This is a genomic window from Paenibacillus artemisiicola (assembly GCF_017652985.1).
GTDB classification, from domain to species: domain Bacteria; phylum Bacillota; class Bacilli; order Paenibacillales; family Paenibacillaceae; genus Paenibacillus_Z; species Paenibacillus_Z artemisiicola.
The window spans coordinates 340081-363827 of record NZ_JAGGDJ010000001.1 but is presented as its reverse complement, the minus strand read 5'-3'; the positions used below and the strand labels follow the sequence as shown (position 1 = coordinate 363827).

Annotated in this window: 18 protein-coding genes; 4 read left to right on the top strand and 14 right to left on the bottom strand. The window is 63.4% G+C overall.

Annotated elements, in window-relative coordinates:
* Positions 1 to 17: 17 nt before the first annotated feature.
* The 7 genes from I8J29_RS01595 to I8J29_RS01565 all read right to left on the bottom strand — a co-directional run bounded on the left by I8J29_RS01595 (position 18) and on the right by I8J29_RS01565 (position 9148).
* Positions 18 to 1046 carry a phosphotransferase family protein gene (locus tag I8J29_RS01595; RefSeq protein ID WP_208845832.1) on the bottom strand — a complete coding sequence of 343 codons (1029 nt, stop codon included), beginning with the start codon at positions 1044 to 1046 and terminating at the stop codon, positions 18 to 20.
* Between the two features lie 232 nt (positions 1047 to 1278).
* Positions 1279 to 2559, bottom strand: coding sequence for an MGH1-like glycoside hydrolase domain-containing protein (locus I8J29_RS01590; protein WP_208845831.1), 1281 nt, complete (start codon positions 2557 to 2559; stop codon positions 1279 to 1281).
* Positions 2560 to 2619: 60 nt separating this feature from the next.
* Positions 2620 to 3516: a carbohydrate ABC transporter permease gene (locus I8J29_RS01585; RefSeq protein WP_208845830.1), complete on the bottom strand. Its 897-nt coding sequence runs from the start codon at positions 3514 to 3516 to the stop codon at positions 2620 to 2622.
* 21 nt (positions 3517 to 3537) lie between these two features.
* On the bottom strand, positions 3538 to 4443 hold the full coding sequence (locus I8J29_RS01580; protein ID WP_208845829.1) for an ABC transporter permease: 906 nt from the start codon (positions 4441 to 4443) through the stop codon (positions 3538 to 3540).
* A gap of 78 nt (positions 4444 to 4521) precedes the next feature.
* On the bottom strand, positions 4522 to 6222 hold the full coding sequence (locus I8J29_RS01575) for a type 2 periplasmic-binding domain-containing protein (RefSeq protein WP_208845828.1): 1701 nt from the start codon (positions 6220 to 6222) through the stop codon (positions 4522 to 4524).
* A 114-nt stretch (positions 6223 to 6336) separates the two neighbouring features.
* Complete coding sequence (locus I8J29_RS01570; protein ID WP_208845827.1) at positions 6337 to 7389, bottom strand: response regulator; 1053 nt, start codon at positions 7387 to 7389, stop codon at positions 6337 to 6339.
* The gene (locus I8J29_RS01565; RefSeq protein ID WP_208845826.1) at positions 7364 to 9148 is read right to left on the bottom strand and encodes a cache domain-containing sensor histidine kinase; all 1785 of its coding nucleotides are present in this window, start codon (positions 9146 to 9148) and stop codon (positions 7364 to 7366) included. Before I8J29_RS01565 ends, I8J29_RS01570 begins: the two co-directional genes overlap by 26 nt.
* Positions 9149 to 9677: 529 nt before the next feature.
* Here I8J29_RS01565 and I8J29_RS01560 point away from each other — a divergent pair.
* The 3 genes from I8J29_RS01560 to I8J29_RS01550 are packed head-to-tail and all read left to right on the top strand — an operon-like array spanning position 9678 to position 13160.
* Entirely contained in the window at positions 9678 to 11009 is a 1332-nt protein-coding gene (locus I8J29_RS01560) for a spore germination protein (protein ID WP_208845825.1), read from the top strand.
* Between the two features lies 1 nt (position 11010).
* Positions 11011 to 12102, top strand: a complete 1092-nt coding sequence (locus tag I8J29_RS01555; RefSeq protein ID WP_208845824.1) for a GerAB/ArcD/ProY family transporter — start codon at positions 11011 to 11013, stop codon at positions 12100 to 12102.
* Entirely contained in the window at positions 12099 to 13160 is a 1062-nt protein-coding gene (locus tag I8J29_RS01550) for a Ger(x)C family spore germination protein (protein WP_208845823.1), read from the top strand. The genes I8J29_RS01555 and I8J29_RS01550 overlap by 4 nt, the downstream gene beginning before the upstream one ends.
* Positions 13161 to 13245: 85 nt before the next feature.
* Here the strand turns inward: I8J29_RS01550 and I8J29_RS01545 are convergent, their stop codons facing one another.
* The 4 genes from I8J29_RS01545 to I8J29_RS01530 form a co-directional block, all read right to left on the bottom strand.
* Positions 13246 to 15732, bottom strand: a complete 2487-nt coding sequence (locus I8J29_RS01545) for a golvesin C-terminal-like domain-containing protein (RefSeq protein WP_240545812.1) — start codon at positions 15730 to 15732, stop codon at positions 13246 to 13248.
* Between the two features lie 358 nt (positions 15733 to 16090).
* Positions 16091 to 16453, bottom strand: coding sequence for a hypothetical protein (locus I8J29_RS01540; protein WP_090636633.1), 363 nt, complete (start codon positions 16451 to 16453; stop codon positions 16091 to 16093).
* A 231-nt stretch (positions 16454 to 16684) separates the two neighbouring features.
* Positions 16685 to 18700 (bottom strand): copper amine oxidase N-terminal domain-containing protein, encoded by a 2016-nt coding sequence (locus tag I8J29_RS01535; RefSeq protein WP_208845822.1) that lies wholly within the window; start codon positions 18698 to 18700, stop codon positions 16685 to 16687.
* Between the two features lie 332 nt (positions 18701 to 19032).
* On the bottom strand, positions 19033 to 19173 hold the full coding sequence (locus I8J29_RS01530; RefSeq protein ID WP_208845821.1) for a hypothetical protein: 141 nt from the start codon (positions 19171 to 19173) through the stop codon (positions 19033 to 19035).
* Positions 19174 to 19673: 500 nt separating this feature from the next.
* Between I8J29_RS01530 and I8J29_RS01525 the strand changes: the two genes are divergently transcribed.
* The gene (locus tag I8J29_RS01525; protein WP_208845820.1) at positions 19674 to 19874 is read left to right on the top strand and encodes a hypothetical protein; all 201 of its coding nucleotides are present in this window, start codon (positions 19674 to 19676) and stop codon (positions 19872 to 19874) included.
* A gap of 145 nt (positions 19875 to 20019) precedes the next feature.
* Here the strand turns inward: I8J29_RS01525 and I8J29_RS01520 are convergent, their stop codons facing one another.
* The 3 genes from I8J29_RS01520 to I8J29_RS01510 are packed head-to-tail and all read right to left on the bottom strand — an operon-like array spanning position 20020 to position 23625.
* Positions 20020 to 20790, bottom strand: coding sequence for an SDR family NAD(P)-dependent oxidoreductase (locus tag I8J29_RS01520; protein ID WP_090636626.1), 771 nt, complete (start codon positions 20788 to 20790; stop codon positions 20020 to 20022).
* Positions 20787 to 22784 carry a YjhG/YagF family D-xylonate dehydratase gene (locus I8J29_RS01515; protein WP_208845819.1) on the bottom strand — a complete coding sequence of 666 codons (1998 nt, stop codon included), beginning with the start codon at positions 22782 to 22784 and terminating at the stop codon, positions 20787 to 20789. The genes I8J29_RS01520 and I8J29_RS01515 overlap by 4 nt, the downstream gene beginning before the upstream one ends.
* 37 nt (positions 22785 to 22821) lie before the next feature.
* Complete coding sequence (locus tag I8J29_RS01510) at positions 22822 to 23625, bottom strand: SDR family NAD(P)-dependent oxidoreductase (protein WP_240545811.1); 804 nt, start codon at positions 23623 to 23625, stop codon at positions 22822 to 22824.
* Between the last annotated feature and the right edge of the window lie 122 nt (positions 23626 to 23747).

The window sequence follows — 23747 nt, the reverse complement described above, 5'->3', positions numbered from 1 at the left end:
GGTCAAGCACGTCCCGGTCAGCCGAAATCGCGCTCGACGCGCGCGGCGTGCGGTTCGATCGCATCCAGCCGGTTCAAGCAATGATGCGCGATCAGGTCCAAATCGTGCGCGCTCTGCGCGTCGTCGCCGTTGCGCTCCAGGATGTTCAGCAGCCAGTTCGTCAGATTGCGCAAGTGGTGGCGGTACGCATAGAAGCGCAGCAGACGCGCGTCGATCGCCGCCGGACATCCCCGGCGCCGCTCATAGGCGGCGATGAAGCGCCCGAACCGGTCGCCGATATAGCCGAACCAATCGAATTCCGGCGGCGCCAGCAGCGCGTTCTCCCAATCGAGCACGTACAAGCCGCTTTTGCCCCGGATCAGGTTGCCGCCCCACAGATCTCCGTGGCAGAGCACGTATTCGCGCTCATCCGCGGCGGCATCGCGCCGGAGCTCGCGGACAAGCCGCATCAGCCCGCGGATGCGCGGGCTCTCGGGCGCGACGAGCGCCTGCAAGGCCTGACGGACGGGACTCTCGGCGAAGTCCCTCCGCTCAAGCGCGGACAGGCAGAACGCGAGCCGATCCTCGTAATCCAGCTCGTACGGCTCGGCCGCGACGCCCTCGGCGGCCGCGACGGCAGCGAGCCGATGGATGCCGGCCATCGTGTCCGCGACGTCCTCGAGCAGGCCGTCGGGGAACGGATAGGCGTCCGCCAGCGTCTCGCCTTCGATGAAGCCGTAGAGCACGACGGTGTACCCGTCGCAGGCGGACGCCAGCTCGCCGCGAAGATTGGGAACCGGGCAAGCCGCATTCGGGAACAACCCCTCGTCATGCAGCCGCCGGGTCAGCGGCAAGTACCGCGGCAGCCGCCCGATCCCGCTCCGCTGCGCGTCGTTTCCGTGATCGTACAGCTTCAAATAATAGGCGGTTCCATCGCCGCAGACGAGCTTGTACGAGTACGCGGAATCGCCGTACGGAATGAAGCGAAGTTCCCGGATTCGAATCGGATAGACGCGTTCCAGGCGGCTTGCGAGCGCGTCGTCCGCGATCGGATAACGAACTTTCATCGGACCCCTCCTCATTGCGCCTCTTTGCGCCTGATTGCGTCTCTTTGCGCCTTCATTGCGCCTCTTTGCGTCAAGGCTGCGGGCAAGCTTGGCTAGACTTCGTCCTCTCTCCATTCGGCGCGTTCCGACCGCCTTCCTGCATGATCAAGCGCGCGCAGGACGATCCGAGCGGTTCGAGCAGACGAACGCCGAAAGCGCCGCCCGGGAAAGTCCCCCGCGCGGCGCTTCGCCGTTACGCCATCGCAAGCTCGATCGTACCCGCTTCGCCCGCTCCGATCGCGACGACGCGGCCGCCGGCGCGAATCCGAACGGCCGGGCCGCCCTGATGGACGACCGTCGCCCTCCCGGCCTGAAGCTCGATGCCGAAGACGGCGCCCAGCATCGCGATGCCGTCCGCCTTCGCCCAGGAGACGTCCGCGGGCAGCTGCGGCGCGAGGTCGATCGCCCCCTCGTCCGCGCGCGGCCGTAGGCCGAGCAGGCCGGTCGCGAGATTGCCGATGACGGAATAGGACGCTTCGGGATATTCCCGCCGCGCGGTTCGTTCGTCGCAGAGCCGAAGCATCGCCCGGTATGCCTCTTCCTTCCGGCCCGTCTTGTAGTAGACGTCCGGCAAATGCGACAGCTCCTCGACGTTGGATACGCCGTTTCGCGTCAGATCGTCCAGCGCGCGCTCGCGCTTCGCGCCCGGCGCGACGAGGCCGAAGTAGAGCGGCAGGAAGCTCGCGGCCAAGTAGTATTCCTCGTACGGCGTGCCGTCCTGCAGGATCGCGCCGTTGAACCGGCCCTTCCCCTCGTTCCACCACTCGGCGTCGTACAGCCGCCGCAGCCGTTCGGCCAAGGCGGCGTAATGCGAGGCTTGCGCGCCGTCGCCGCGCAGCCGGCACATCTCGGCATAGGCGGCATACGCCGCGAACTGCGCCGCGACGACGTCGCCGGCGACCCTCGGCGCGAGCGCGTCCTCGACGTAGGACGCGATGCCCCGGCGCCCTTCGCCCCGCGCGTGGTCGGGAATGCCGTCGCCGTCGCGGTCCCAGCGCCGCACGTATTCGTTCAGGCTGAGCGCGTAGAAGCGCAGCAGCCGCTCGTCCTCGAGGTAATCGCGGTCCCCGGTCCACAGAAACTGCCGATAGCAGCAGTCGACGACGTCGAAATTGGCGGGCAGGTTGTACCAAAAGTCGCCGTCATTCGTATAATCGTCCGGACACGGCAGCCCGTCCTTCGTGATTTCCCAATACGTGCACCAATCTTTGGAGACGCTGATGTGCTCCGCGAAGCGGAGCAGCATGTTCTTCGTGTGGGCGCCCAAGCCGAGAACGGCGGCGCCGGCGCTCATGTGCGCGACGTCGCGCATGCAGAACGCCTTCCGGCCGGGCAGCGCGGCCTCGTACCACGGGCCGACGGGATCGCCGGACGACGCGTAGGCGAGCGCCTGCGCCTTCGCCCAGCGGGCGGCCGCGTCGAGCTCGGGCGAGGACGACTGCAGCGCGAACGGACTCGTTGCGGAATGGTTCATGGCAAGCATAGCCTCCTGTTCGATTCAAGGATCGTTGCTTCGCGGCGGACCCTCCCGGCATCAGCCTTTGACGGAGCCGAGCGTGATGCCGCCGATGAAGTATTTTTGCAGGAACGGATAGACGCACAGAATCGGCACGGTCACGACGATCGTGGTTGCGGCCCGCAAAGTCATCGGCGACAACCCCTGGAATTTGTGCATCAGCAGCTGCTGGTCGCGGATTTGCTGGGTCGCTTCGACCTCCAGCAGCAGCCGCCGGAGATAGACCTGCAAGGTATCGAAATGGCCGTTGAAGTTGTACAGGATGACGTCGAACCACGAATTCCAGTGGCCGACGGCGGAATAGATCGACACCGCAGCGAAGACAGGCATCGCCACCGGAATGACGATCCGCCAATAGATGAGCAGCTCGCCGGCGCCGTCGATCCGCGCGGATTCGAACAGCGCCTCCGGCAGGTCGGAGATGTACGACGCCATGAGCAGCATGAAGTACGCGTTGATCAAACCCGGAATCCAGTACACCTGGAACGAGTTCGTCAGATGCAGCTGATTCATCAGGATGTACGTCGGAATGATGCCGCCGCTGAAATACATCGTGACGAAGAACAACACGCGCATGAATTTGCGCCCGGAGAACGAGCGGATGCTGATGATGTAGGACAGCAGGCCCGTCATGAAGAGGCAGGTGGCCGTGCCGACGACGACGCGCAGCGCCGACCAGCCGAGCCCGTTCAGCAGCTTCTTGTTCTCGAACAGCATGCCGTACGCCGCGTACGATACCTTCCGCGGGAAGAAATAAATGCCGCCGCGCGCCGCGTCGGTCCCGTCGTTGAAGGACAGCGCGAGCAGATTAATGAACGGATAGACGACGACGAAGCCGAGCAGCAGCAGCACAAGCGCGATGACGACGTCGGCCGCGCGGCTCGCGAAGGAGGTTCGGAACGCTCTCGTTTCCATCTGCGAAGTTCCTCTTTTCTATTAAAAAATCGATGATTCCATATAGCGCTTCGACAGCCGGTTCGCGATGTAGACGAGCACGAGGCCGAGGAAGCTCTTCATCAGGCCGACGGCCGTGCCGTACGAGTAGTTGCCGAGCTGCACGCCGAACCGGTACACGTACGTGTCGATGACCTCGTAATGGTCCTGCGTGAGCGGGTTGCCGATGAGCAGCTGCTGCTCGAAGCCCGCGTTCAGAATGCCGCCGATCGCGAGAATGAGCAGCAGCACGGCCGTCGAGCGGATGCCCGGCAGCGTGATGTGGCGAATGAGGCCGAACCGGCCGAGCCCGTCGACGCGTCCCGCCTCGTACAGCTCCTTGTCGATGCCGGCCATGGCGGACAGGTAGATGATGGCGGAGAAGCCCATGTCCTTCCACACGTTGCTGCTCACCAGAATGCCCCAGAAGTAATTGCCGTTCGTCAGAAATTCCAGCGGCGCGCGAATCAAGCCCAGCTTCATCAACATATCGTTCAAAATCCCGTCGCTTCCCAGCAGCGTGATGAGGATGTTGGCGACCACCACCCAGGAGATGAAATAAGGGATGTACGACAGCGATTGAATGGTCTTCTTGAAGGCCCGGCCCCGGACCTCGTTCAAGAGCAGCGCGAGGATGATCGGCGCCGGGAAGCCGAACAGCAGATTCAGGCCGCTGATGACGAGCGTGTTGCGGATGATCTGCAAGAAATTCGGTTCATGGAAGAAGCGGATGAAATTGTCGAAGCCGACCCAGTTCGAGAACATCGAATGGCCGGGCACGTAATTTTGGAACGAAATCAACAAGCCGTACATCGGGTAATACGCGAAAACGAGCACCCAGGCGATCATCGGCAGGCACAGCAGCCAGATCTGCCGTTCGCGCCGCGCGCGTTTCCATAATGCCGTCATGGCTTCAGCCTCCCTACTGGTTCGGTGTCCAAAAAATCAGGGGAACCGTTCACGTCCGGAACGATCCCCCGCCTGCGGTTACTGCATGTTCGCCAAGTTATCCTTGTAGGCTTGCGCGCGGAACGCTTCGATGTCCTTGAGGCCGAGCTTGAGCGCCTTGTCGCGCATATCGTCGAACGCCTGCACGGCGCCTTCTTCCGTCTTGCTCATGACCGCTTTCGCGAAGCCGGTCTTGATCAGATCCTCGATCTGCTGGTTCACGATCGTCAGCGGATTGTCGGCGGTGAACACGATCCGTCTTGCCGTGTTGTCGTAGATCGTGTCCTTCAGGTTGGCGTTCATCTTCGCCTTCCATTTGTCTTCGTCGTTGAAGTTCTGATCGTACCAGGCGGTCGACTTCCCGTCGTCGCTCATCAGCCCTTGGGGGTGATCCAGCCAGATCTGGTTGCCGCCGGTCGCCTCGTCCGCCTTGTCGTAATCGAACGTGCCCGCGAGCAGCTTCTGCTTCTGCGCGTCGTTGAACGACCAGCTGCCGTCGCTCTTGTACGACCATACCGATTCCGGCAGGTTCGGGATGCCCCAGCCCGTCAGGCGCGTGCCGATCGGCGTCATTTCGAAATCGAGGAACTTGACGATGTCCTCCGGATGCGCTTCCTTGTCGGTGATGACGGTGTAGTTCCAGCCCGTCGTGTCCTTCGGCGACAGGTAGGCCGCTTCCGCGCCCGGCGCCTTCAGGGCGATCTGCACGTAGCGCTGCTCGTCCGTCCAATCCGGATTCGTCGTCTTCCAGACCTCGTGCCCGGCGTTCCACGACTGCCACCACGGGCCGATATGGCCGATGATCTGCTCGTTGGAGAACTTCAGCTTCCAGTCGTCGAACTTGTTCAGGAAGCTGTCCGGGTCCATGAGCCCTTCGCGGTAGAAACGGTTGTAGAACTTCACGGCTTCAAGCCCTTCGGACGTATTGAGCCAGTGCGTCAGGTTATGGTCCGCGTCTTCCTTGTAGCCGTCCTTGAGTCCCCAGATGCCGAGCACGGTATTGACGCTGATCTGGTCGTTCCACGAGATCGCGTACGTCTTCTGGCCCTGCGCGTTCTTCGGATGCGCGGCGACCATTTGCTTCAGCACGTTGTAGTAATCGTCCGGCGTCTCGAGCTTCGGCGAGCCCATCGCCTGGTACCAGTCCCAGCGGATATGCGCGCTGTTGTCGGGAATCGGCAGATAGCCCCAGCCTCTAGGGATGCCCCACAGCTTGCCGTCCTTGTCGAGGTACGACTTGTACTTCGCGCCGAGCTCCTTCTTGATGTTCGGGCCGTACTTATCCACGAGCGGCGCCAGGTCGATCAGCTTGCCCTGCGCGCGCCACTTGTCGATCGTGTCGCTGTCGATGGCGGAGAGGACGCCGGGATAATCGTTGGACGCGAGCATCAGATTGAGCTTCTCTTTGCCGTCGACGTCGTACTGCATCTTCTTCACGTCGACGTTGAAGGTCTTCAGGAAATAATCGTGGATCGCGGCGAATTTCTTGGCGACCTTGTCCGGGTTGTCCTTATCCGCGGTGTAGTAGTCGACGGTGATCGTCTTCTCCGGCATCGTCCAGCCGTATTCGTTCACCTTCGGCGCGGCGCCGCCGCTCCCCGCGTCTTGCTGCGCGTTGCCCGCCGTCTGTCCGCCGCCATTGGCCGGCTCGTCGCCGCCGTTGCCCGAGCAGCCGGCCAACAGGCCGCCGGTCAGCAGCACGGAACCGAGCGCGAGCGCGGTGCTTGTGCGAAGCTTCATGGTTGATCCCCCTATGTCGTAGTGTGTGTCGTCGGTGATGACGCTTACATGTTCATCTTAGGGGACTTTCGCCGGCTTGAGGATGCACATATCTTCGCGCGATTGTGTTTTTCATCACTGACCGCTTCCGTGCAGCTTGCGGTATTCGTTCGGCGTGACGCCGGCGACCCTCTTGAACGCCTTCGTAAAATGCGGATAATCCGGGTAGCCGACCCGCTCGCCCACCTCGTAGGTCTTCAGCTCCCGCCGCTCGGCGAGCAGCGCCTTCGCCTGTCCGATCCGGTAATCGATGAGGTAGGCGATGAACGACTTGCCGGTCTCCTGCTTGAACAGGTTGTAGAAATGCGTCACGGACATGCCGAGCCGGGACAGCAGCTCGTCCAGCTTGAACTGCGGATCGGCGTAACGTTCGCCGATTATCGCGATCGCGTCGCGGATCGCCGCCTGCTTGCCCCAGTTCCGGCCGCTTCGCACCTGCCGCAGCGCGTGCAGCAGCATCGCGCGGAACTGCTCCAGCATCTCGCCGAGCCGTTCGCGCCAGGCCAGCTCGAACGCGATCGGCGTCCCGCGCTCCTCGGCCTTGTGCCGCAGCGCGGCCGCGACGTCGAGCAGCGCGCCCTTCTTCTGCTCGTCCGGGAGCGGACCGGAACCCGCGACGGCGCGCGCGATCTCGTCGCCGAGCGCCATGGCGCCGGCTTCGTCGGCCGACCAGATCCGCTCGACCAGCCGGTCGGCATGCCGCAGGCACCGAAGCAGCAGCTCGCCCTTCGCATGCGACGCTTCGACCCGTTCGGCGTGCTTCGCGAACAGCCCAAGCATCAGCTCCTTCACGGCCGCGGGGCGCATCGGCTTCAGGATGTAATCGGCGACGCCGAATTTCAGCGCTTCCCGCGCGTATTCGAATTCGCCGTAGCCCGACAGGATGACGATCTCCGCCCGCCAGCCTCGCTCGCGGACGGCGCGGATCAGCTCGAGACCGCCCATGACCGGCATGCTGATGTCCGTGATGATGACATGCGGCCGTTCCTGCTCCGCGAGCGCGAGCGCCTCCTCCCCGTCCGACGCGTCGCCGACGACGGCGAAGTCGGGGTGGGCGTCCGTCAGGATTTTGCGCAGGCTCAGCTTGATCATCGGTTCGTCGTCAACCAGCAAAATGGTGTAGCGCATGCGGCTCCTCCTTCTCGGCCGCTTGAGGCGGCAGGATGATGCGAATCGTCGTGCCGTCCCCGCCGGAACGGTCGATGCGCAGCCCGCACGGCTCGCCGAACATCAGGCGCAAGCGCGCGTGGACGTTATGCAGGCCTATGGACGGCACGCGGCCGCCCGGCTGGCCGGCGACCGCCGGGGCTTCGGCTTCCGGCCGGTCGAAGGCCGCGTTGAACCGCGCCGCCGTCTCCGGGGCCATGCCGCGTCCGTCGTCGGCGACATGCAGGGCATAATGGCCACTGGGCTCGAACCGTCCCTCGATCCGGATCCGGCCGGGACGCAGGCGGTGCCGTTCGTAGCCGTGCTTGAAGCAGTTTTCGACGATCGGCTGCAGCATGGATCGCACAGCCGGGACGGTCGCGGCCAGCCGCCGGTCGACGTCGATATCGAACGCGAACGACGGGTAACGCTCGGATTGGATCGCGAAGTAGGCTTCGATATGATGGATTTCGTCGGCAAGGTTGACGCCGCCGTTCGGGCTCTGCACGTTGTAGCGGAACATGTCCCCGAGCGACACGATCATGGCGCTGATCTTTTCGTTGCCCTCCACGATGGCGTTGGAATTGATGAATTCGAGCGTGTTGTACAGGAAGTGCGGATTGATCTGCGCCTGCATCGCGTGCAGCAGCGATTCCTTCTGCTTCACCTCGAGCTCCTTCTCGCGCAGCTCCGACACGTGCACGATTTCGACGAGCCGCTTGATCTCCTCGACCATCTTGTTGAAGCCGCGGAACAGGCTGCCGATCTCGTGCCCGCCTTCATCCGGCGCCTTGACGTGGAAATCGCCCATCTCCGCGCTCTTCATCAGCCGAAGCAGCTTGACGAGCGATTTGGTCATGGAGTAGACGACGCCGCTCGCGGCCGCCATCGAGAGCAGGAACAACAGCACGAGCACGGCGATCGAAACGCGGCTCACGGTGACGATCGAGGCGTTCAGCTCGGACAGCAGCACTTCGGAGATGAGCGTCAGGTCCGTGCGGTCGGAACGGATGAAGACGACGAGCTTCTTCCCCGCGTCCGTCTTGACGGTGAACGCGCCGCTCCGCTCGCCGCCCATGGCCTTCAAGTACGCCGCTGGCACGACGGACGGCACGGCATCGCCGGGCGGGTGGTAAATGACCTGGTTCTCCTTGTCGGCGACCCAAACGTAGCCCGTTCGTCCGAGCTGCACGTCCTGCAGGATATGCGCCATCTCGTCGCGCTTCAGGTCGACGATGAGCATGCCCTGCTTCATCCCGCTCTGGGGCGGCGTGAACTTCATCGCCATGGCGACGACCTGATCGTTCGGCGTGTCCTCGAGCCCCATGATGCGGAAGCGGCCCGATGCCTGCAGCCGGCTCAGGTACGACGTGTACCGCTGCTCCGCCATCGTGAAGCTCGAGCTCGACGTCGCCTTAATCCGGTCCGAGATGAGCGAGATGCCGTAGATATCCGTGCGGTTCATGAGAATCTTCGAAAACTGCTCCTTGTCGATCCGGTACGAGAGCTCGTACCGCTTGAAGGGATCTTCGTCCCGGTTGTTCAGGAAGGCGCTCGTCAGGTCGCTCGCCAGCATCGGCAGCATCGTGCGCTGGACCTCGGAGAAGTACGTCTCCAGGTGCGTGTTGACCTGGTTGACCATCTGAATGCTGGAATCGACCGCGTTGCGCTCGATGACGGCGTACGTCTTCTGGTACCAGATCCACCCGATGATCGGGAGAGGCAGGAAGAGAAAGATCATGATAACGAGAATCTTCTTCTGCAGCGAAAGGTTCCGTAATCGATTCAGGGCGCATCTTTCCTTTCGGCGTAAGGGTTGGCGGCAATCAATGCCCATCCACTATAGCCGATTCCGATTGAAAGCGCTACAGATTTTGTCGAAAACGAGCAGACGACGAGTTGTCGAAAGGCGGGAGCGGGCGGCACTTTAATTAATGCCATGAAATAAACGAAAAGACCCGAAACGATCCGTCGTTTCATTCGAATCGCTAAGCTGTCGGCAAGTCAAACGCGGATCGGATTTTATTAATGTCATTAACAAGTAATCATTCATGACATTAAACAAATAATTATTCATGACATTAACAAAAATCGCAAGGCTTCATGCCGCCCCGCATCTTCCGCAAGCGGTGTTCTTCCGTCGTCCTCCCCCATTCTGCCTGGCGATCGCCCCCTTTCAGGTTTAGCCCGCTCGCCAATGAGAGATAATGGACAAGTATATCGGCACCATGCGAAACATGACGCGAACAACCGGCAAAGGAGGGCGAATCATGCCGATTGCGACGGAATTGGAACGGCATTACGAGAAAGACGAGGATTTCATGGTACGCCGCGCTTACTTCGGGGGCGCTCCGCTTGCTCTTGCCGGCTTCAAGACGATGATCGACTTCCCCCAATCGCTGACGATGCTCCGGCAGCAGCTGCACGACGGCGGCTGCTCGGAAGAAGAGCTGCTGCGCATGCTGGCGGGAATCGGGCGCAAGCTGGAGAACGGGCGGCTGGACGAGCTGACCGCCGAGCTGAGGAACGCCAGGCTGCTCGTCGTCCACGAGCCGTCCGAGACGGTCTTCAGCGTGTTCCCGATCACGCAGCCGCTGCACCGCTCCGTGTCGGAGCCGCTCACGGAGAATCCGATCCTGAACCCGAGCGGCGCCTTCAACGAGGACATGGACTTGAACCTCGGCATGCTGCGCATGCGGATCAACTCGGACAACTTTCATTTCTCGGCGCACAGCTTCGGCCGTACCTACAAGAGCCGCGTGACGCTTGCCTACCTCGAAGGCGAAATCCATCCTTCGCTGCTGCGCAAGCTGACCGAGCGGCTGACCTCCCGGACCGCGCAGGCAAGCTTGGACATCGGCAATCTGCAGGACCTGATTAAATTGCTCGGCTTGTCCAAGTCCGGCTTCGTGACCCGTTTCCGCACCTGCGAGACGCCTGCCAACGCGGTGCGGGCTTTGCGCAACGGACGGGCCGTGATCTTCATCGAATGCCTGCCCTATGCGATCGTGGTGCCCAGCCTGGCATCGGACTTCATCATGTCGGAGGAAGACCGCAACTATCCGTTCTCGATCGCGATGGTGCTGCGGTGCTATCGCGTCTTCGGCCTGCTCCTGATGATCCTCCTGCCGGCGCTTTACGTCTCGCTCGTTTCGGTCAATCCCGACGTGCTGCGGTTCGAGCTGGCCCATTCGATCGCGAAGAGCCGGCTGGAAGTGCCCTACCCCGCCTTCGTCGAAACGCTCGTGATGATGGTTATCCTGGAGCTGCTGATGGAGGCGCTCATCCGGCTTCCGGCCAGCATCGGTCCCGCGATCACGATGGTCGGCGGCATCGTGCTCGGACAGGCGGCCGTGGCGGCGAAGCTGGTCAGCAATCTGCTCATCATCGTGCTGGCGGCCGGCACGATTTCCGGCGCGACCGCGGTCGGGTTTCAGAACGTGCTGACGTTCCGGATGTTCAAGTATGTCACGCTCGTTCTGTCCGCCCTTTACGGCGTGCTCGGCACGATGGCCGGGCTTGTCTTGGTTTGCGCGTATCTGGCCTGCGAGAAGACGCTGGACATTCCGTATTTGCAGCTGAACAAACCGGAAGGTGAATGACGTGTTCAAAAACATGCAAGTGCCGCTGGCGTTTTTCCTGATGCATACGGGCATGATGTTCTTCCTCTTCCCCACGGACATCATCGCCAGCACGAAGGAGATCCATTGGCTGCCAATCGTGACCGGACTGCTGATTCAAGTGGCGATTATCGCGCTTTATCTGAAAGGCGTCCGTTACTATAAGGGCCATAACATGGTCAGCGTGCTCATGCGGAAGAACCGCTGGCTCGCCTGGGCGACGTTCTTGCCGCTGTGGGTATACATCGGCGCGCTGGCCGCCCTGACGGTCCGGGCGTTCGCGGAGATCATCTCGATCATCGTCTCGTCGTCGATGCCGCTTTGGCATTTCGACTTCATGTTCATCGCCATCCCGACGTACATCGTGCTGCGCGGCGGCATACAGGGGTTGATGCGGCTGGGCCTGCTGATCGCCGTGCTGTTCCTGCCTTCCGTCTTCTTCGTGCTCGCCGCGTCGTTTCAGAACGTCGATCCGCATTACGCGTTGCCGCTCCTTCCCCGGAGCACGGCGGATTTCGCGTTTCTCGGGCATGCCTCGTATTACAAGAGCCTGTTCATGTTCACGGGCTGCTTCTTGTTCTTGGGACTGGTTCCGTCCTACGTCTCGTTTACCGCCCGGGGCATTTATATCGCTTGCGGTCTCCTCGTTCCGATGTATCTCATGTCCGTCTACATTCCGCTCATGACGCTCGGCGAAGAGACCGCCAGCCAGCTGGAGTTTCCGTTCATCTTCACCGCCGACACGATCGATATCGAATGGCTCATGTTCGACCGGGTGACGATGTTCCTGGTGCTCGGTCTGCTCGCCTTTATCCTGCTATTCATCGCGGCGCTCATCTGGCAAATGGAAAACGTGTTCCGCCTCAGCGTCCGCAACGTCCGGTCGGGCATCCTGCTGCCGGCACTCGCCGCCGTCTTGTTCGTCGTCTGTCTCGTCATTCCGGACTGGAAGTCGGTCAACGCCATATTCCGCTGGCATTCGTACCTCTGGGGCTACGTGACCGTCGTGACGCCGCTCGTCGTGTTCGCCGTCGGCCGCCGTTACGTCGGCCAGCCGCAGAAGGAGGCGCCATGAGAACACTGTCGAAAACGGCGGGCGCGGTCCTGCTGCTGCTCTTGCTCGCCGGCTGCTGGACCAACAAGGACATCAACCACCGCTCGCTGCCGATCGCCATGGGGATCTCGTATCACGAGGGCAAATACGCCGTTTACCTGGATATCCCGGAAGTTTCGGAGTCGGATTCCGCAGGCATTCAGGTGATCTCCGACACGGGCGATTCCATCAATAAAGTCATTGATCATATCAGCATGAACATGGAGAGCCAGGTCGATCTGCTTCACCTGAAGGTCATCATCGTCGACCGCGAATTCGCGCAGAACGGGCTGTCCGAAGGCATCGCCAGCATCGTCCGCTCCCGGCATATCGCGCCCAAGACGATGTTCGTCGTGTGCGACGAGCCGCTCGCCGATTTCTTCAAGCATATGCAGGACCGGGCCGACGACAACAACACCGCGATCTACGACTTCTTCCAGAAGAGCGCCGGCTGGAGCCCCGACATCGCGTATACCCCGACCTGGCGCATCTTCCGCAGCATTCACTCGTACACGCACGACGTTGTCATTCCGATCGTGAAATCGGGCGACACGACGATTATTCGAAGCACGGGCTCGGCGATCCTGAAGAACGGCAAGATGGTCGGGCGCCTGAACAACGAAGAAACGCTGCTGTACAACGTCTTCGACGGCATGAACACGCAGGGAAAAATCGAGGTGATGGGCCACGCCACCGTCCAAATCACGAGCAGCCGCATCCGGAACAAAGGCACGATCCGCAGCGGCCGGCCGCAGCTCAAAAGCACGATCCGCCTTAAAGTCATCGTCATGGACAAGCGCGGCGATCCATCCGACGACATGATAAAATCGGAGCTGCGGCGGGTCGTTTCCGAACGGTTCGAAACGATTATCGCGAAGGTGCGGCACCACGAGGCCGACATCTTCGGCCTCGGCCAGCATTTTCGGGACGAGCTGCCGCGTCCGCAGCTGGCCGACTGGCGGACCAAGTACTTGCCGCGGCTTCAAATCGAGCTGGAGGTCAATACGGTCATTCGCAATACGGGCAATCTGAAGACCTAGAGGAGGGACGGCCGGCCGAAGGCCGGACGCCCGGTTCGATCGGACTGAACAACAACCGCGCGGCGATGGCCGCGCGGTTGTTGTTTTATTCGGTTCGTGCAGGCAAGGGCGTCTCGGGCGCTTTCGGGGGTCCGTCAGCCTTCGGAGGCACCGGCGCGCTCGGCGGTACCGGCGCCGCGGGCGCTTCGGACGTCTCCGGCGTTCCGGACGCCGCCGCCGTATCCGGAACGGCCGCCCCGCTCGCCGCCGCTTCGGCGCTCTTCCCGCCGGCCGGCGGCGGATCCGGGGCCGCGACGACGAAGTTGTCGAAGACGGCCGTCTGCTCGTAGGTGCGCAGTCCGGCGTAGCCCTGCGCGAGCGTGCCGTCGCTGACGGCGATCTTGCGGATGCCGTTGACATAGCCGGCGATCGCGCCGCCGCGAAGCTCGAGACGCAGCACGTACCACGCGCCCGGGCTCGCGGGCAGCTCCGCTTCGCCGAGCTTCGTCCAATTGCCGGCCGCTTTCTTGTACAGCTGGATTTTATTCTGGCCGTAATTAAGGCGCAGCGTGTAGTAGCTGGCGAAGTCCGCGCTGGCCCGGGCGATCAGGCCGGACGAGGAGTCCGCGGCCGTCCGGTCGTACGCCTTGACGGCGGCCGTGACGGATAGATCGCCGTAGGTCCCCTCCGCCCGCGTCTCCGCGATGCCCGCCGCGGACTGCTTGAGCGTCTGCGAGACGAGCGACTTCGCGACGTCGACCGCCGGCGCCCACGAGCCGCTGCCGGATGTCCAGCCGGCGAGGACGCCGCTTTGGAACAGATCGCCGTACGCGACCGGCTCCAGCATCACCGCGTCGGCGCGCGTGACGTTGCCCGAACCCGCCTTGGACCCGGCGGTCAGCGTGATGCCTTGTTCGCCTCCGGCCGCGAAATACGCCGTATCGATCAGCCGCCACTGCCCCTTGGCGATCGTCGTCTGGTCGACGGCGGGAATCGCGTCGGTCCGGCCGTCGTGCCGGACGGCGTAAGCGACGTTCTGCGACGAGGTTTGATGGTACGGATAGCGGACGTACACGTTATAATAGCCGGGCGTCTCCACGTTCAGCGCCCAGGCGGCGGTGCTGCCCGCCGTATTGCTGTACCGGGAGCCGCCGCCGTAGCTGGCGGGAAGCGCGCTGTCGGACCAGGCCCCCGTCTCCGAGTAGCCGCTGCCGCCGTTGTCGACGACAAGCGCCGTCCGCGGCGCGATCGGCCCGACGACGTTGGAATACGGCGAATAGGCGCCGTCCGGGCTTTTCGCGCGGATCCGGTAATAATAGCGGGTACCGGCGGCGGCGGAAGCGTCGTCGAACAGCGGCACGGCATAGTTGTAATCGCCCGGCGCGACGACGTCGTCCGTCACGTCCGCCGCGACGACGCTCCATGGCCCGGACGGCGCGTCCGCGCGCTCGACGTCGTACGCCGACGCGGTCGAGACGCCGAGCCAGGACAGCGTATGCGCGGAATCGGCCGGGAACAGCACGGGCGCCGGCGGCGGCGTCCAGGACGGCACGGCCGCGCCGCGGATGGCGTACGCCTGCGCGCGCAGCTGGCCGAAAACGGCCGATTCGTTCGCCCAATCGCCCGTGGCGAAGCCGGGATAGCGCAGGTACGACCAGTCGCCGACCGGCGGCCAATGCCAGCCGCCCATCCGGTGGTGAGGCATGCTGCCCCAGATCATGGCGCCGGCCGTCCCGTTCGCCTGAACGGTTTGCAGCAGCTGTTCGTTCACGGCGGGCGGGAAATCGCCGAATTCGCCGATCAGGAGGGGCTTCTTGCCTTTCGTGGCCGTCCGCCACTCGTTCAGCTTAGCCAGCGGATCGGCATAATTGTGGTATAGATAGATATGCGGATCAATAAAATCGATATTGGGGTCGTTCAGCGCGTTCGACCGGATTCCCTGCGCCCGCACATAGCCGCCGTCGCCGACGAGGTGATTGGGATCCAGGCTCTTGACGTAGGCGGCCATTTCGCTCGTCCAAGCATCCGTGGACCGCAGTTCGTTGCCGAGCTGCCAGGCGAGAATGGCTTTATCGTTCTTGTAGGGCACCTGCGTATACGTGTTGACCCGGTTCACCACGTAGGCGATGAACTGTTTAAAGTCCTGCCGGACGACGGGATCGCTCCAGAAAGCGTCGGCCGGCTGGCCCCGGAAAGCCGCCCAGTCGGCCGTGCCGCCCACGTAGGTGTAGCTGTCCACGAACGGCACGATCAGCTTGACGTTGTACGCGTTGGCGAGCTGGAGCACCTTGTCGAATAACTTGAATGCGCTTTCATTATAAGATCCGGGTCCCATGACGTGCCGGAACGTGCCGGCGGGATCGCCGCTCATGCGTACCTCGAACGGATAGAGGCGGATGACGCCGATGCCCGAGCGGCTGGCCGCCCGGATTTCGTCCTCGATCTCCGCGGGATCGGCCCACGCCCGCTCCAGGAACGGCGCGTTCGTGCCGATGAACCGATATTCCGTGCCGCCGTCCATCAGCTTGTCGCCGCTGCGCGTGATGAAGTTCGCGCCCTCTCCCCGCGCCGTTTCAACGTTACCGGCCGTCAAGCAGACGGCGAACGCCACCGCGAAAAAAGCGCAGCGTCTGTTTGAACCGCTTTTCCATAGGCATACCCCTCCAGTTGTAAGCGCTTTATATTCTGCGCGTAATCATGCTGCGTCAATCGGATAAGTGTGTGCGCGCCTCCTCCCTTCTTCCTTAGAATCCATGACCGATGCGTCTCTGCCCCCCTGGAATGCGCTTCCAATATCCATATATGCGGGCATAGGCCGATAAAAGAACGGCGAATGCCCGGTTCCGTTGCGCCGATTTGGAGCATGAACGCGCGAAAGGCAGTCCATCGCTTGCCGCGCAAGCGTTGGACTGCCTCTTTCCGCTTCCGGCCCGCATGGAGCCGGACTAGCGTTACAGCGTCAACGAGCCGATGAAGCTGAGATCGGCCTGAAGCTTGCCTTGCTCCGTAACGAGGTTGCCGAATTCGTCCAAACCGTAAACCGAGAACAGCACCTGCGGGGACGACGTGTTCGTCTGCACCTCGTAAGCGACGTTGCCGCTGATGAAGAACGTCCGGACGTCGAACGAGTTGGGCGGGATGACGAACGACGTGACGTACGCCGTGTAAAACGTGTGGGAATCGACGGACGCGTAGAGTACGATCGTGATCGTCGACGCGGCCGAGAGGTTCTCGTTGCGCGTGTTCACGACGACGGTCGTTGCAGCGGTGCCCGTCGCTCTCGTGTTCGTGATGATGCCTGTCGAGAAGGGCATGGAAATCCCTCCTTTCCGCGCGATGTCGCGGAATCCGAAGAGCACGGTTCCGGCGCGGCGCCCCGAGCCCGTCCCTTCGAATCCCGTGATCTACTATATGTTCGCATCGGCTCGCGGCAACAGCGCTTGTCCCTTGACGAGAGAAGTCCGCGCAAAAAAAACCGCCCGCAAGCCGTCCCGCCGGTATATCGGCGGAAGGCTTGCGGGCGGCTGCCTGCGGTTGGCGAAGGGCTATTGCCGGACTGGCGGCAGCGGCGTGAACGTCATCGCGATCGGCAAGTTGCTGCCCGACGCGATGGTGAACACGATGTCCACCGGCTCCTCGTTGTCGCCCGTCCGGTACAGCACCGAGGCTTGGGTGTTGCTCCGGAGCGCCTGATTGTTCGCGACGGTCACGAGCTGGCCGTTGACGAGGAACGCGCCCGTATAGAGCCCGCCCCGCGCGTTCAGCGAGATCAACGTATGCGGCGCGACATGCGACAGATGCATGCGGTACAGGACCCCGAAGTTGCCCCGGTTGTACTCCAGCTGGCCTGACGTTTCGTCGATGCCGTCCAGAATCGTGTCGAACGCGTCTTTGCCGACGTCGCCGAACATGACCCGCCGCGGCTGCTCGCCGATCCGGTCGTCGATCGCGATGGAACGGTCGGCGCTGTAGAAGGTTCCCCGCGTATGAATCCCGTCGCGCGGCATGACCGTCAGGTTATCCAGCTCCGCGACCGGATCTTTGCCCGCGGCGACCACGACGATGTTGTACAGCAGCTCTTTGTCGGAGTAGACGTCCGCGTACGAGCTGAGCGAGTCGCCGGCCTTCAGCGGCACCTTGGCGATCTCGGGCAGCACTTCCTTCGTCTCGCCCGGGGCGATCGTCATCGCGACCGGCGCCGGATTGGCCGTCAGCGCGGTCAGGTAGCGGGACGTGGACAGCTTGCCGGCGAGCTCCGGCGACGGCGTCGGGCCGCCCATGCCCATGGCGCTCTTGCTGAATTTGGCCGGGCCGCTGCCGAGATTCGTCGCGAGCAGATGCACGGAGACCGGATAACCGATGTTGTTGACGTTATGGAACATGAACCGGACGTTGCCCGTCATCTGGGCGTGATACGCGATGCCCTCCTGGACGAGCGTCTCCGGGCTGTTGCTGCGCACCATCTGCGCGGCTTCGTTCACGATCGAATATTTGTACGCCGGATAATTGAGCACCGCGGCGCCGTCGACGGAGTAGATGTCGCCGAGCGGCGTGAACAACCGGTCGTACTCGTCCTTCGTATACAACACTTCGTTCGTGACCGTCACCGTCTTGGTGATCGTGGACGTCAGTCCGTGGCTGTCCTCGACGGTCAGAGTGACCGACTTGTCGCCGGGCTCGAAGAAGGCCTTGTCGTTGCCCGCGAAGGTGCTCTTCGCGATGGCGTTCTCGTCGTCGGTGCTGAGGTCGGTGTACGTAACGTTCTCGCCGATCCGGTACGTCGGCTTATCCGTGGCGAAGTCGGCGACCGGCGGCAGGTTCGGCGCCTTGACCGTCACGGTGACGGAGTAAGGATCGCTCCAGACGCCGTTGCTGTCCTCGACTTCCCGCGTGACGACGTACGTTCCCGCTTGGGGGAAGACATCCATCCGGCCGGTCCACCGCTCGTCCACGAACGGCAGCCCCGTCGCGCTCGTCGCGCGGTCCACGTACGTCACGACCGTCTGGCCCGCGTAGATCTCGGCCGGCTGCACGTCGAAGCTCGCGGTCGGCTTCGGCGGCACGACGACGGAGGACCATTTCAGCGTGATCGTCTTGCCGACGACGGCGATCGTGCTATCGGCCATTTCGCCCCAGGAGCGGAGCGGGACCATCAGGTAGCCGTTCGAAATGTACGGCGCGCCGGTCAGCTTCGTCGCCGTGCCGTCCCGGTAGGCGACGTCGCTGCCGATCTTGAAGACCAGCGTGTGGCGGTCGTTCGACGCGGTCGATTCCTTCTTCTTCGCGTCGTACGAGATTTTGTACCCGTATCGGGCCGCGATGGAACTGAACGGCAGGAACGTTCTGCCGGCGATGCTGGCCACGGGCTGCGCCGACTGATAGACGGCGCCGTTATGGAGCATTTTCGCGCTGCCCATCGTCAGATCCAGACGATCCGTTGCCGTTGCCGCAGGAGGCTGCGCGGGCGCTAAGATCCCTTCCGCGTTCGCGCCGGTCAATCCCGCGCTGGAGTAAGACCCGAGTAAGAATGATGCCGCCAATAACCACTTCATCGATTTCATGCCACGTCTTCCCTTCTCTCTCTCTTCTGTGTCGAACGCGTCCGCGTCCCGTTCGGGCAGTCCTTGCGGCTGCTTCCCCTTGTTTAACGCACATGGAATGTAAATGTTGCGAAAATATGGAATTATTTCATCCTTTGGACACATTTCCGTGCGCAAACGGTACCGCACCAAGCGGTACGAACGAGGGAACTACGCGTGCTTGGCCGCGCTCCTGCCCGCCCTGACGCAACCATGACGAAATCCGTCCGCCAAAAGTTGCATGCGCCGCCCCGAGCGCGAAACAGGCCGCCGAAGATTCGGCGGCCTGCCCGCGGGCGCGCTTGCGCGCGCGGTTATTCGTGGTAGCTGCCGGTCGGCTGATTCAGCACCCATTCCAGCATTTCGATTTGAATGCGGACGGCTTCGGAATCGGCGGATTGCTGCAACCGCTTCAGCTGATGCAGTTTCGCTTTGACTTGATCCTCGGATCGCATGCCCGGTTCCCTCCTCTGCGTCGGATGATGCGGTTCATCGTGATTGTACGGGCTCGTCCGCGAAATGTACAGCGTCAGCGAGGCGGAGCGGCCGAATGCCCTTCGACGAATTCGCCTCCGGAACGTTTGGAGCCGAATCGAATGCGGCGACGTATCATACAGTACGAAGGAACGGACTTTTAGCCCCGGTGCTTCCGGACCTTGCGTTCCTGCGCGAGCCGCCGTAGAAGCCGTTGACGGCGAAAACGATTAAACGCGGCGTCCGCGCGTGTAAAGAAAAGAAAGTGAACCGCCTATCCTGCGGGACCGGGAATGCGTTCGTCCGACCCGGTTCCGGGATTAGCGAAAGGGCTTTCGTCGCCGTATGGAAGGCCTAGGTTACGCGCGAAAAAATATTTTAGAAAGGTCTTCATTCCTATCTCCTCGCTACCGATATAACCAATAACGACTAGCTTGCATGACGATGGTCATGCAAAGGAACCAGGAGAGAAGGGTTGCTTATGAAAGGGATGCAACGTAAAACCGCCGACGCCGCGCTGCTGGGCGTAGGCACGAAGATGCACGAGTCCATGCCCGCGGCACCGGCCGCATCCGAATTCGACGCGAAGGAAGACGGAAACAATTTCAAGTTCGGCCTGTTCAACGGCGCGCTGGCCGTCATGCCGTTTTGGATTTTGGTCATTTGGCTGATCGCCCGCTAATCGCCCATACAAAAACCGCCCGCGTTTCCGCGGGCGGTTTTTTTGCGCGTATGGACAGAGAGCCGACATATGGACAGAGAGCCGGCATATGGATAGAGATCCGGCGCATAGGTCCGAGGAACGTCCCGGTCGGATGTCCCCCTGGCTACAAGCCCAGCCCGCCGTTGATGGCCAGCTCCGTGCCCGTGACCTGGCTCGATTCGTCCGACAGCAGATAGACGACGCCGTAAGCCATGTCTTCGGGCGTCTGCATCCGGCCGGTCGGAATGCGGACCGCCGCCATCTCGTGCAAGTCTTCGACCTGCAGCCCGTTCTTCCCGTGCAGCTCCACTTCCCCTTCCGAAGGCACCCAGCCGACGGTCACCCAATTGGAGCGGATGCCGTCCCTCGCGTAATGGGCCGCGATATTCCGGTTCAGCGTTCGCAGAGCGCCCTTCGAGCAGGCGTACGCCGCAAGCTCCTTCGCCCCCTTGAAGCCGTTCGTCGAGCCGATCTGCACGATGGACCCGCCGCCGGTCTTCAGCATCTCCTTCATCGCGTACTGCGAGCAGAAGAACGCGCCCTTGATGTTGACGTCGAATATAAAATCGAACAGCTCCTCCGTCGTATCGAGCACGCTGCCCCGCGGGAAGACGCCGGCGTTGTTGACAAGCCCGTCGATCCGGCCGAAATGCGCGGCCGCCTCCTCCATCAGCTCCCGGCAGCCCGTCTCGCCGCTGATGTCCTTCGCGATGAACTTCGCTTCCGGTCCGCCGTTCTCGGCGATCTGCCGGACGACGTCGCTTCCTTCCTGCTCGTTGCGGCCGCTCACGGCCACACGGGCTCCTTCGGCCGCGCACATCAGCGCGATGCCCTTGCCGATGCCCCGCGTGCCGCCGGTCACGACGATCACTTTGCCTTCCAGCCGTTTCCTCATGCTTTCGTTCCCCTCTCCTTGCCGCTAGCCAGAGCCGCCATGCCCGCCTGCAGCGTTTCGATAATCCGGTCCGCGTCATAGACGCTTCCGCGCCACGTACCCCCGCTCGCGGCTTGCAGCGCCGCCCACAGCCGGGTGTCGTCCGGCAGCGCCGGGTCCGCGGCCAAGCCCGGATGCGGCGGTCGCGCGGCCAGAATCGCCGCCCCGACGTCCGGCGCGAAGCGCGCCTCGCCTTCGCCGACGAAATCAAGGCTGCCCTCCAGCGCGTTGCGGTCGATCCGGACGTCGATCCAGTCGCCGTCCCGCAATTTGCCGATCGGGCCGCCGGCCAATGCTTCAGGCCCGACATGGCCGATGCAGGCGCCGGTGGAGACGCCCGAGAAGCGCGCGTCCGTGATCAGCGTCACGTGCTTGCCGAACGGCAGATGCTTCAACGCGGAGGTCAGCTGGTACGTTTCCTCCATGCCGGTCCCCGACGGGCCTCTGCCGATCAGCGCGAGAATGTCGCCCTCCCGGATGGCGCCGTCCTTGATCGCCTTCACCGCCGCCTTCTCGGACGTGAACACCTTGGCTTGTCCGACGTGGCGGTAGACGCCGTCCGCGCCGACGACGTCGGGGTCGATCGCCGTCGACTTGATGACGGAGCCCTCCGGCGCCAAATTGCCGACCGGGAACGCGACCGTGGACGTAAGCCCCCGTGCGGCCGCCTGCGCCGGCGGCAGGATGACCCGGTCCGGATCGATGCCGTCGACGGCCAGCAGCCGCTTGCGGACCTCATGGCGCCGCTCGGAATCCTGCCACCAATCGAGGACGGCGCCGAGCGTCTCGCCGGAGACGGTCCGCGCGTTCAGGTTCAGCAGCCCGAGCTTGCGCAGATGGAGCATGACTTCGGGGACCCCGCCGGCCATGAACACGCGCACCGTGGGGTGGTATTCCGGGCCGTTCGGCAGCACGCTGACGAGCCGCGGCACCGCCTTGTTCACGCGGGTCCAGTCCCCGACGTCGGGAATCCGGAGGCCCGCCGCGTGCGCGATCGCCGGGATGTGCAGCAGCAGATTCGTCGAGCCGCCGAACGCCGCGTACACCGCCATCGCGTTCTCCAAGGCGGCGTCCGTGACGATGTCCCGCGTCATCGTGCCCGCGGCCGCCATCCGCTGGATCGCCCGGGCCGACTGCCGCGCGAGCTCGAGCCAGATCGGCTGGCCGGACGGTGCCAGCGCCGCATGCGGCAGCGACATGCCGAGCGCCTCCGCGACGACCTGGGCCGACGCCGCCGTGCCGAGGAACTGGCAGCCCCCGCCCGGCGTCGCGCAGGCGCGGCAGCCCAGATCGGCCGCTTCTTCGAGCGAGATCTGGCCGTGCGCGTACCGCGCCCCGATCGTCTGGATCTTGGCCGCGTCCTCGCCGTCCGTCGGCGGCAGCGTCACGCCGCCCGGGACGACGATCGTCGGCAGGTCGCGCATGCCCGCGAGGGCGATCATCATGGCGGGCAGCCCTTTGTCGCAGGTGCCGATGCCGATGACGCCCTTGCGAGTGGGCAGCGACCGGACGAGCCGCCGGAAGACGATCGCCGCGTCGTTGCGGTACGGCAGCGAATCGAACATGCCCGTCGTCCCCTGCGACCGGCCGTCGCACGGATCGCTGACCGCGGCCGCGAACGGCACGCCGCCGAGCGCGGCCGTCTCGCGCGCCGCTTCCCGCGCGAGCAGCCCGACCTCCCAATGGCCGGTATGGAAGCCGAGGGCGACCGGCGTGCCGTCTTCGGCGCGGATGCCGCCCTGCGTGCTCAAGATCAGAATTTGCTTGCCCAGCAGCCGGTCCGGCTTCCAGCCCATGCCGACGTTCTGGCTCAGGCCGAACAGGTCCCCGGAGGGCAGCTCCGTCAGCATGTCCGCCGTAAGCGGCAGCTTGCCTTCCGGCCCCGCCGCGTGGGTATGGATGTCGTACAGGCCGGATGCCTCCGGTCCCATGATGGCGCGAAACTCTTCGTTCATCGTTGGCTTCCCCCGCTCTCCCGTGATGTCGCGATCGTCATTTCCAGCAAACGAGCGTCTCGCCGGTCATGGCGTCGGAAGCGCTTCCGCACAGGAAGAGCACGATGTTCGACATGTCCTCGGGCTGGGCGATGCGCTGCAGCCGGGATTTCCCTTCCTCGCTCTTCACGGTCCGCGTCGCGAGGAAGCGGCCGGTGAAGGTCGGCGCCGGCGAAATGCAGTTCACGTTGACGTCGAACGGGCGCAGCTGCTCCGCGAGGCTTCTCGTGTACGACGAGACGCCGGTCTTGGCGGCGGCGTAGATCAGCCCGGCCGTGACCGGCACGTGGCCCGCGACCGAGCCGACGTTCACGATTTTGCCCGAGCGGCGTTCCCGCATGTGCGCGCCGGCGAATTTGCAGACGTACATCGCGGACAGCAGGTTCCGCTCGACGACCGAGCGGATGTCCTCCACGGAGATGTCGATGGCGTCGTTCGGGTCCGGGCGAGGCGTATTGAAGCCGATGTCGCCGCCGGCGTTGTTGACGACGATGTCGAGCGAGCCGAGCTCCCGGATCGCTTCGTTGACGAGCCGCTCCGCCTGCGCCGGATCGGCCAGATCGGCGGCGACGAAGGCCGAGCGCACGCCGAACGCGCGCAGCTCTTCGGCCACCGCGCGGCCGGACGGCGCCTCGTTGAATTCCGCCGCCGAGCTGTCGCGGACGTCGTGCACGATCACGTTGGCGCCGGCGCGGGCCAAATCCAGCGCGTACTGCTTGCCGAGCCCTCGGCTCGAACCGGTAACAAGCGCGTTCTTTCCTTGCAATCCCATCGTTTGCATGGCGATCACTCCCACTGTCATAATGGTTCCGCCCCGCGTATTCCGGGGATGCGGATGCGGATGCTTGCGTGCGTTGCGCGGTTTGCATGGCTTACGTGGCTTGCGAGGCGGCGGGCGGCCGCGGCGGCGGATAGCCGCTTCGC

Coding starts and splice junctions, on each gene's coding strand:
- I8J29_RS01515 (WP_208845819.1), bottom strand. CDS start 22,784: ATGAACGAAGAGTTTCGCGCCATCATGGGACCGGAGGCATCCGGCCTG.
- I8J29_RS01525 (WP_208845820.1), top strand. CDS start 19,674: ATGAAAGGGATGCAACGTAAAACCGCCGACGCCGCGCTGCTGGGCGTA.
- I8J29_RS01550 (WP_208845823.1), top strand. CDS start 12,099: ATGAGAACACTGTCGAAAACGGCGGGCGCGGTCCTGCTGCTGCTCTTG.
- I8J29_RS01560 (WP_208845825.1), top strand. CDS start 9,678: ATGCCGATTGCGACGGAATTGGAACGGCATTACGAGAAAGACGAGGAT.
- I8J29_RS01565 (WP_208845826.1), bottom strand. CDS start 9,148: ATGATCTTTCTCTTCCTGCCTCTCCCGATCATCGGGTGGATCTGGTAC.
- I8J29_RS01530 (WP_208845821.1), bottom strand. CDS start 19,173: ATGCGATCCGAGGATCAAGTCAAAGCGAAACTGCATCAGCTGAAGCGG.
- I8J29_RS01595 (WP_208845832.1), bottom strand. CDS start 1,046: ATGAAAGTTCGTTATCCGATCGCGGACGACGCGCTCGCAAGCCGCCTG.
- I8J29_RS01520 (WP_090636626.1), bottom strand. CDS start 20,790: ATGAGGAAACGGCTGGAAGGCAAAGTGATCGTCGTGACCGGCGGCACG.
- I8J29_RS01540 (WP_090636633.1), bottom strand. CDS start 16,453: ATGCCCTTCTCGACAGGCATCATCACGAACACGAGAGCGACGGGCACC.
- I8J29_RS01535 (WP_208845822.1), bottom strand. CDS start 18,700: ATGAAATCGATGAAGTGGTTATTGGCGGCATCATTCTTACTCGGGTCT.
- I8J29_RS01580 (WP_208845829.1), bottom strand. CDS start 4,443: ATGACGGCATTATGGAAACGCGCGCGGCGCGAACGGCAGATCTGGCTG.
- I8J29_RS01570 (WP_208845827.1), bottom strand. CDS start 7,389: ATGCGCTACACCATTTTGCTGGTTGACGACGAACCGATGATCAAGCTG.
- I8J29_RS01510 (WP_240545811.1), bottom strand. CDS start 23,625: ATGACAGTGGGAGTGATCGCCATGCAAACGATGGGATTGCAAGGAAAG.
- I8J29_RS01575 (WP_208845828.1), bottom strand. CDS start 6,222: ATGAAGCTTCGCACAAGCACCGCGCTCGCGCTCGGTTCCGTGCTGCTG.
- I8J29_RS01590 (WP_208845831.1), bottom strand. CDS start 2,559: ATGAACCATTCCGCAACGAGTCCGTTCGCGCTGCAGTCGTCCTCGCCC.
- I8J29_RS01585 (WP_208845830.1), bottom strand. CDS start 3,516: ATGGAAACGAGAGCGTTCCGAACCTCCTTCGCGAGCCGCGCGGCCGAC.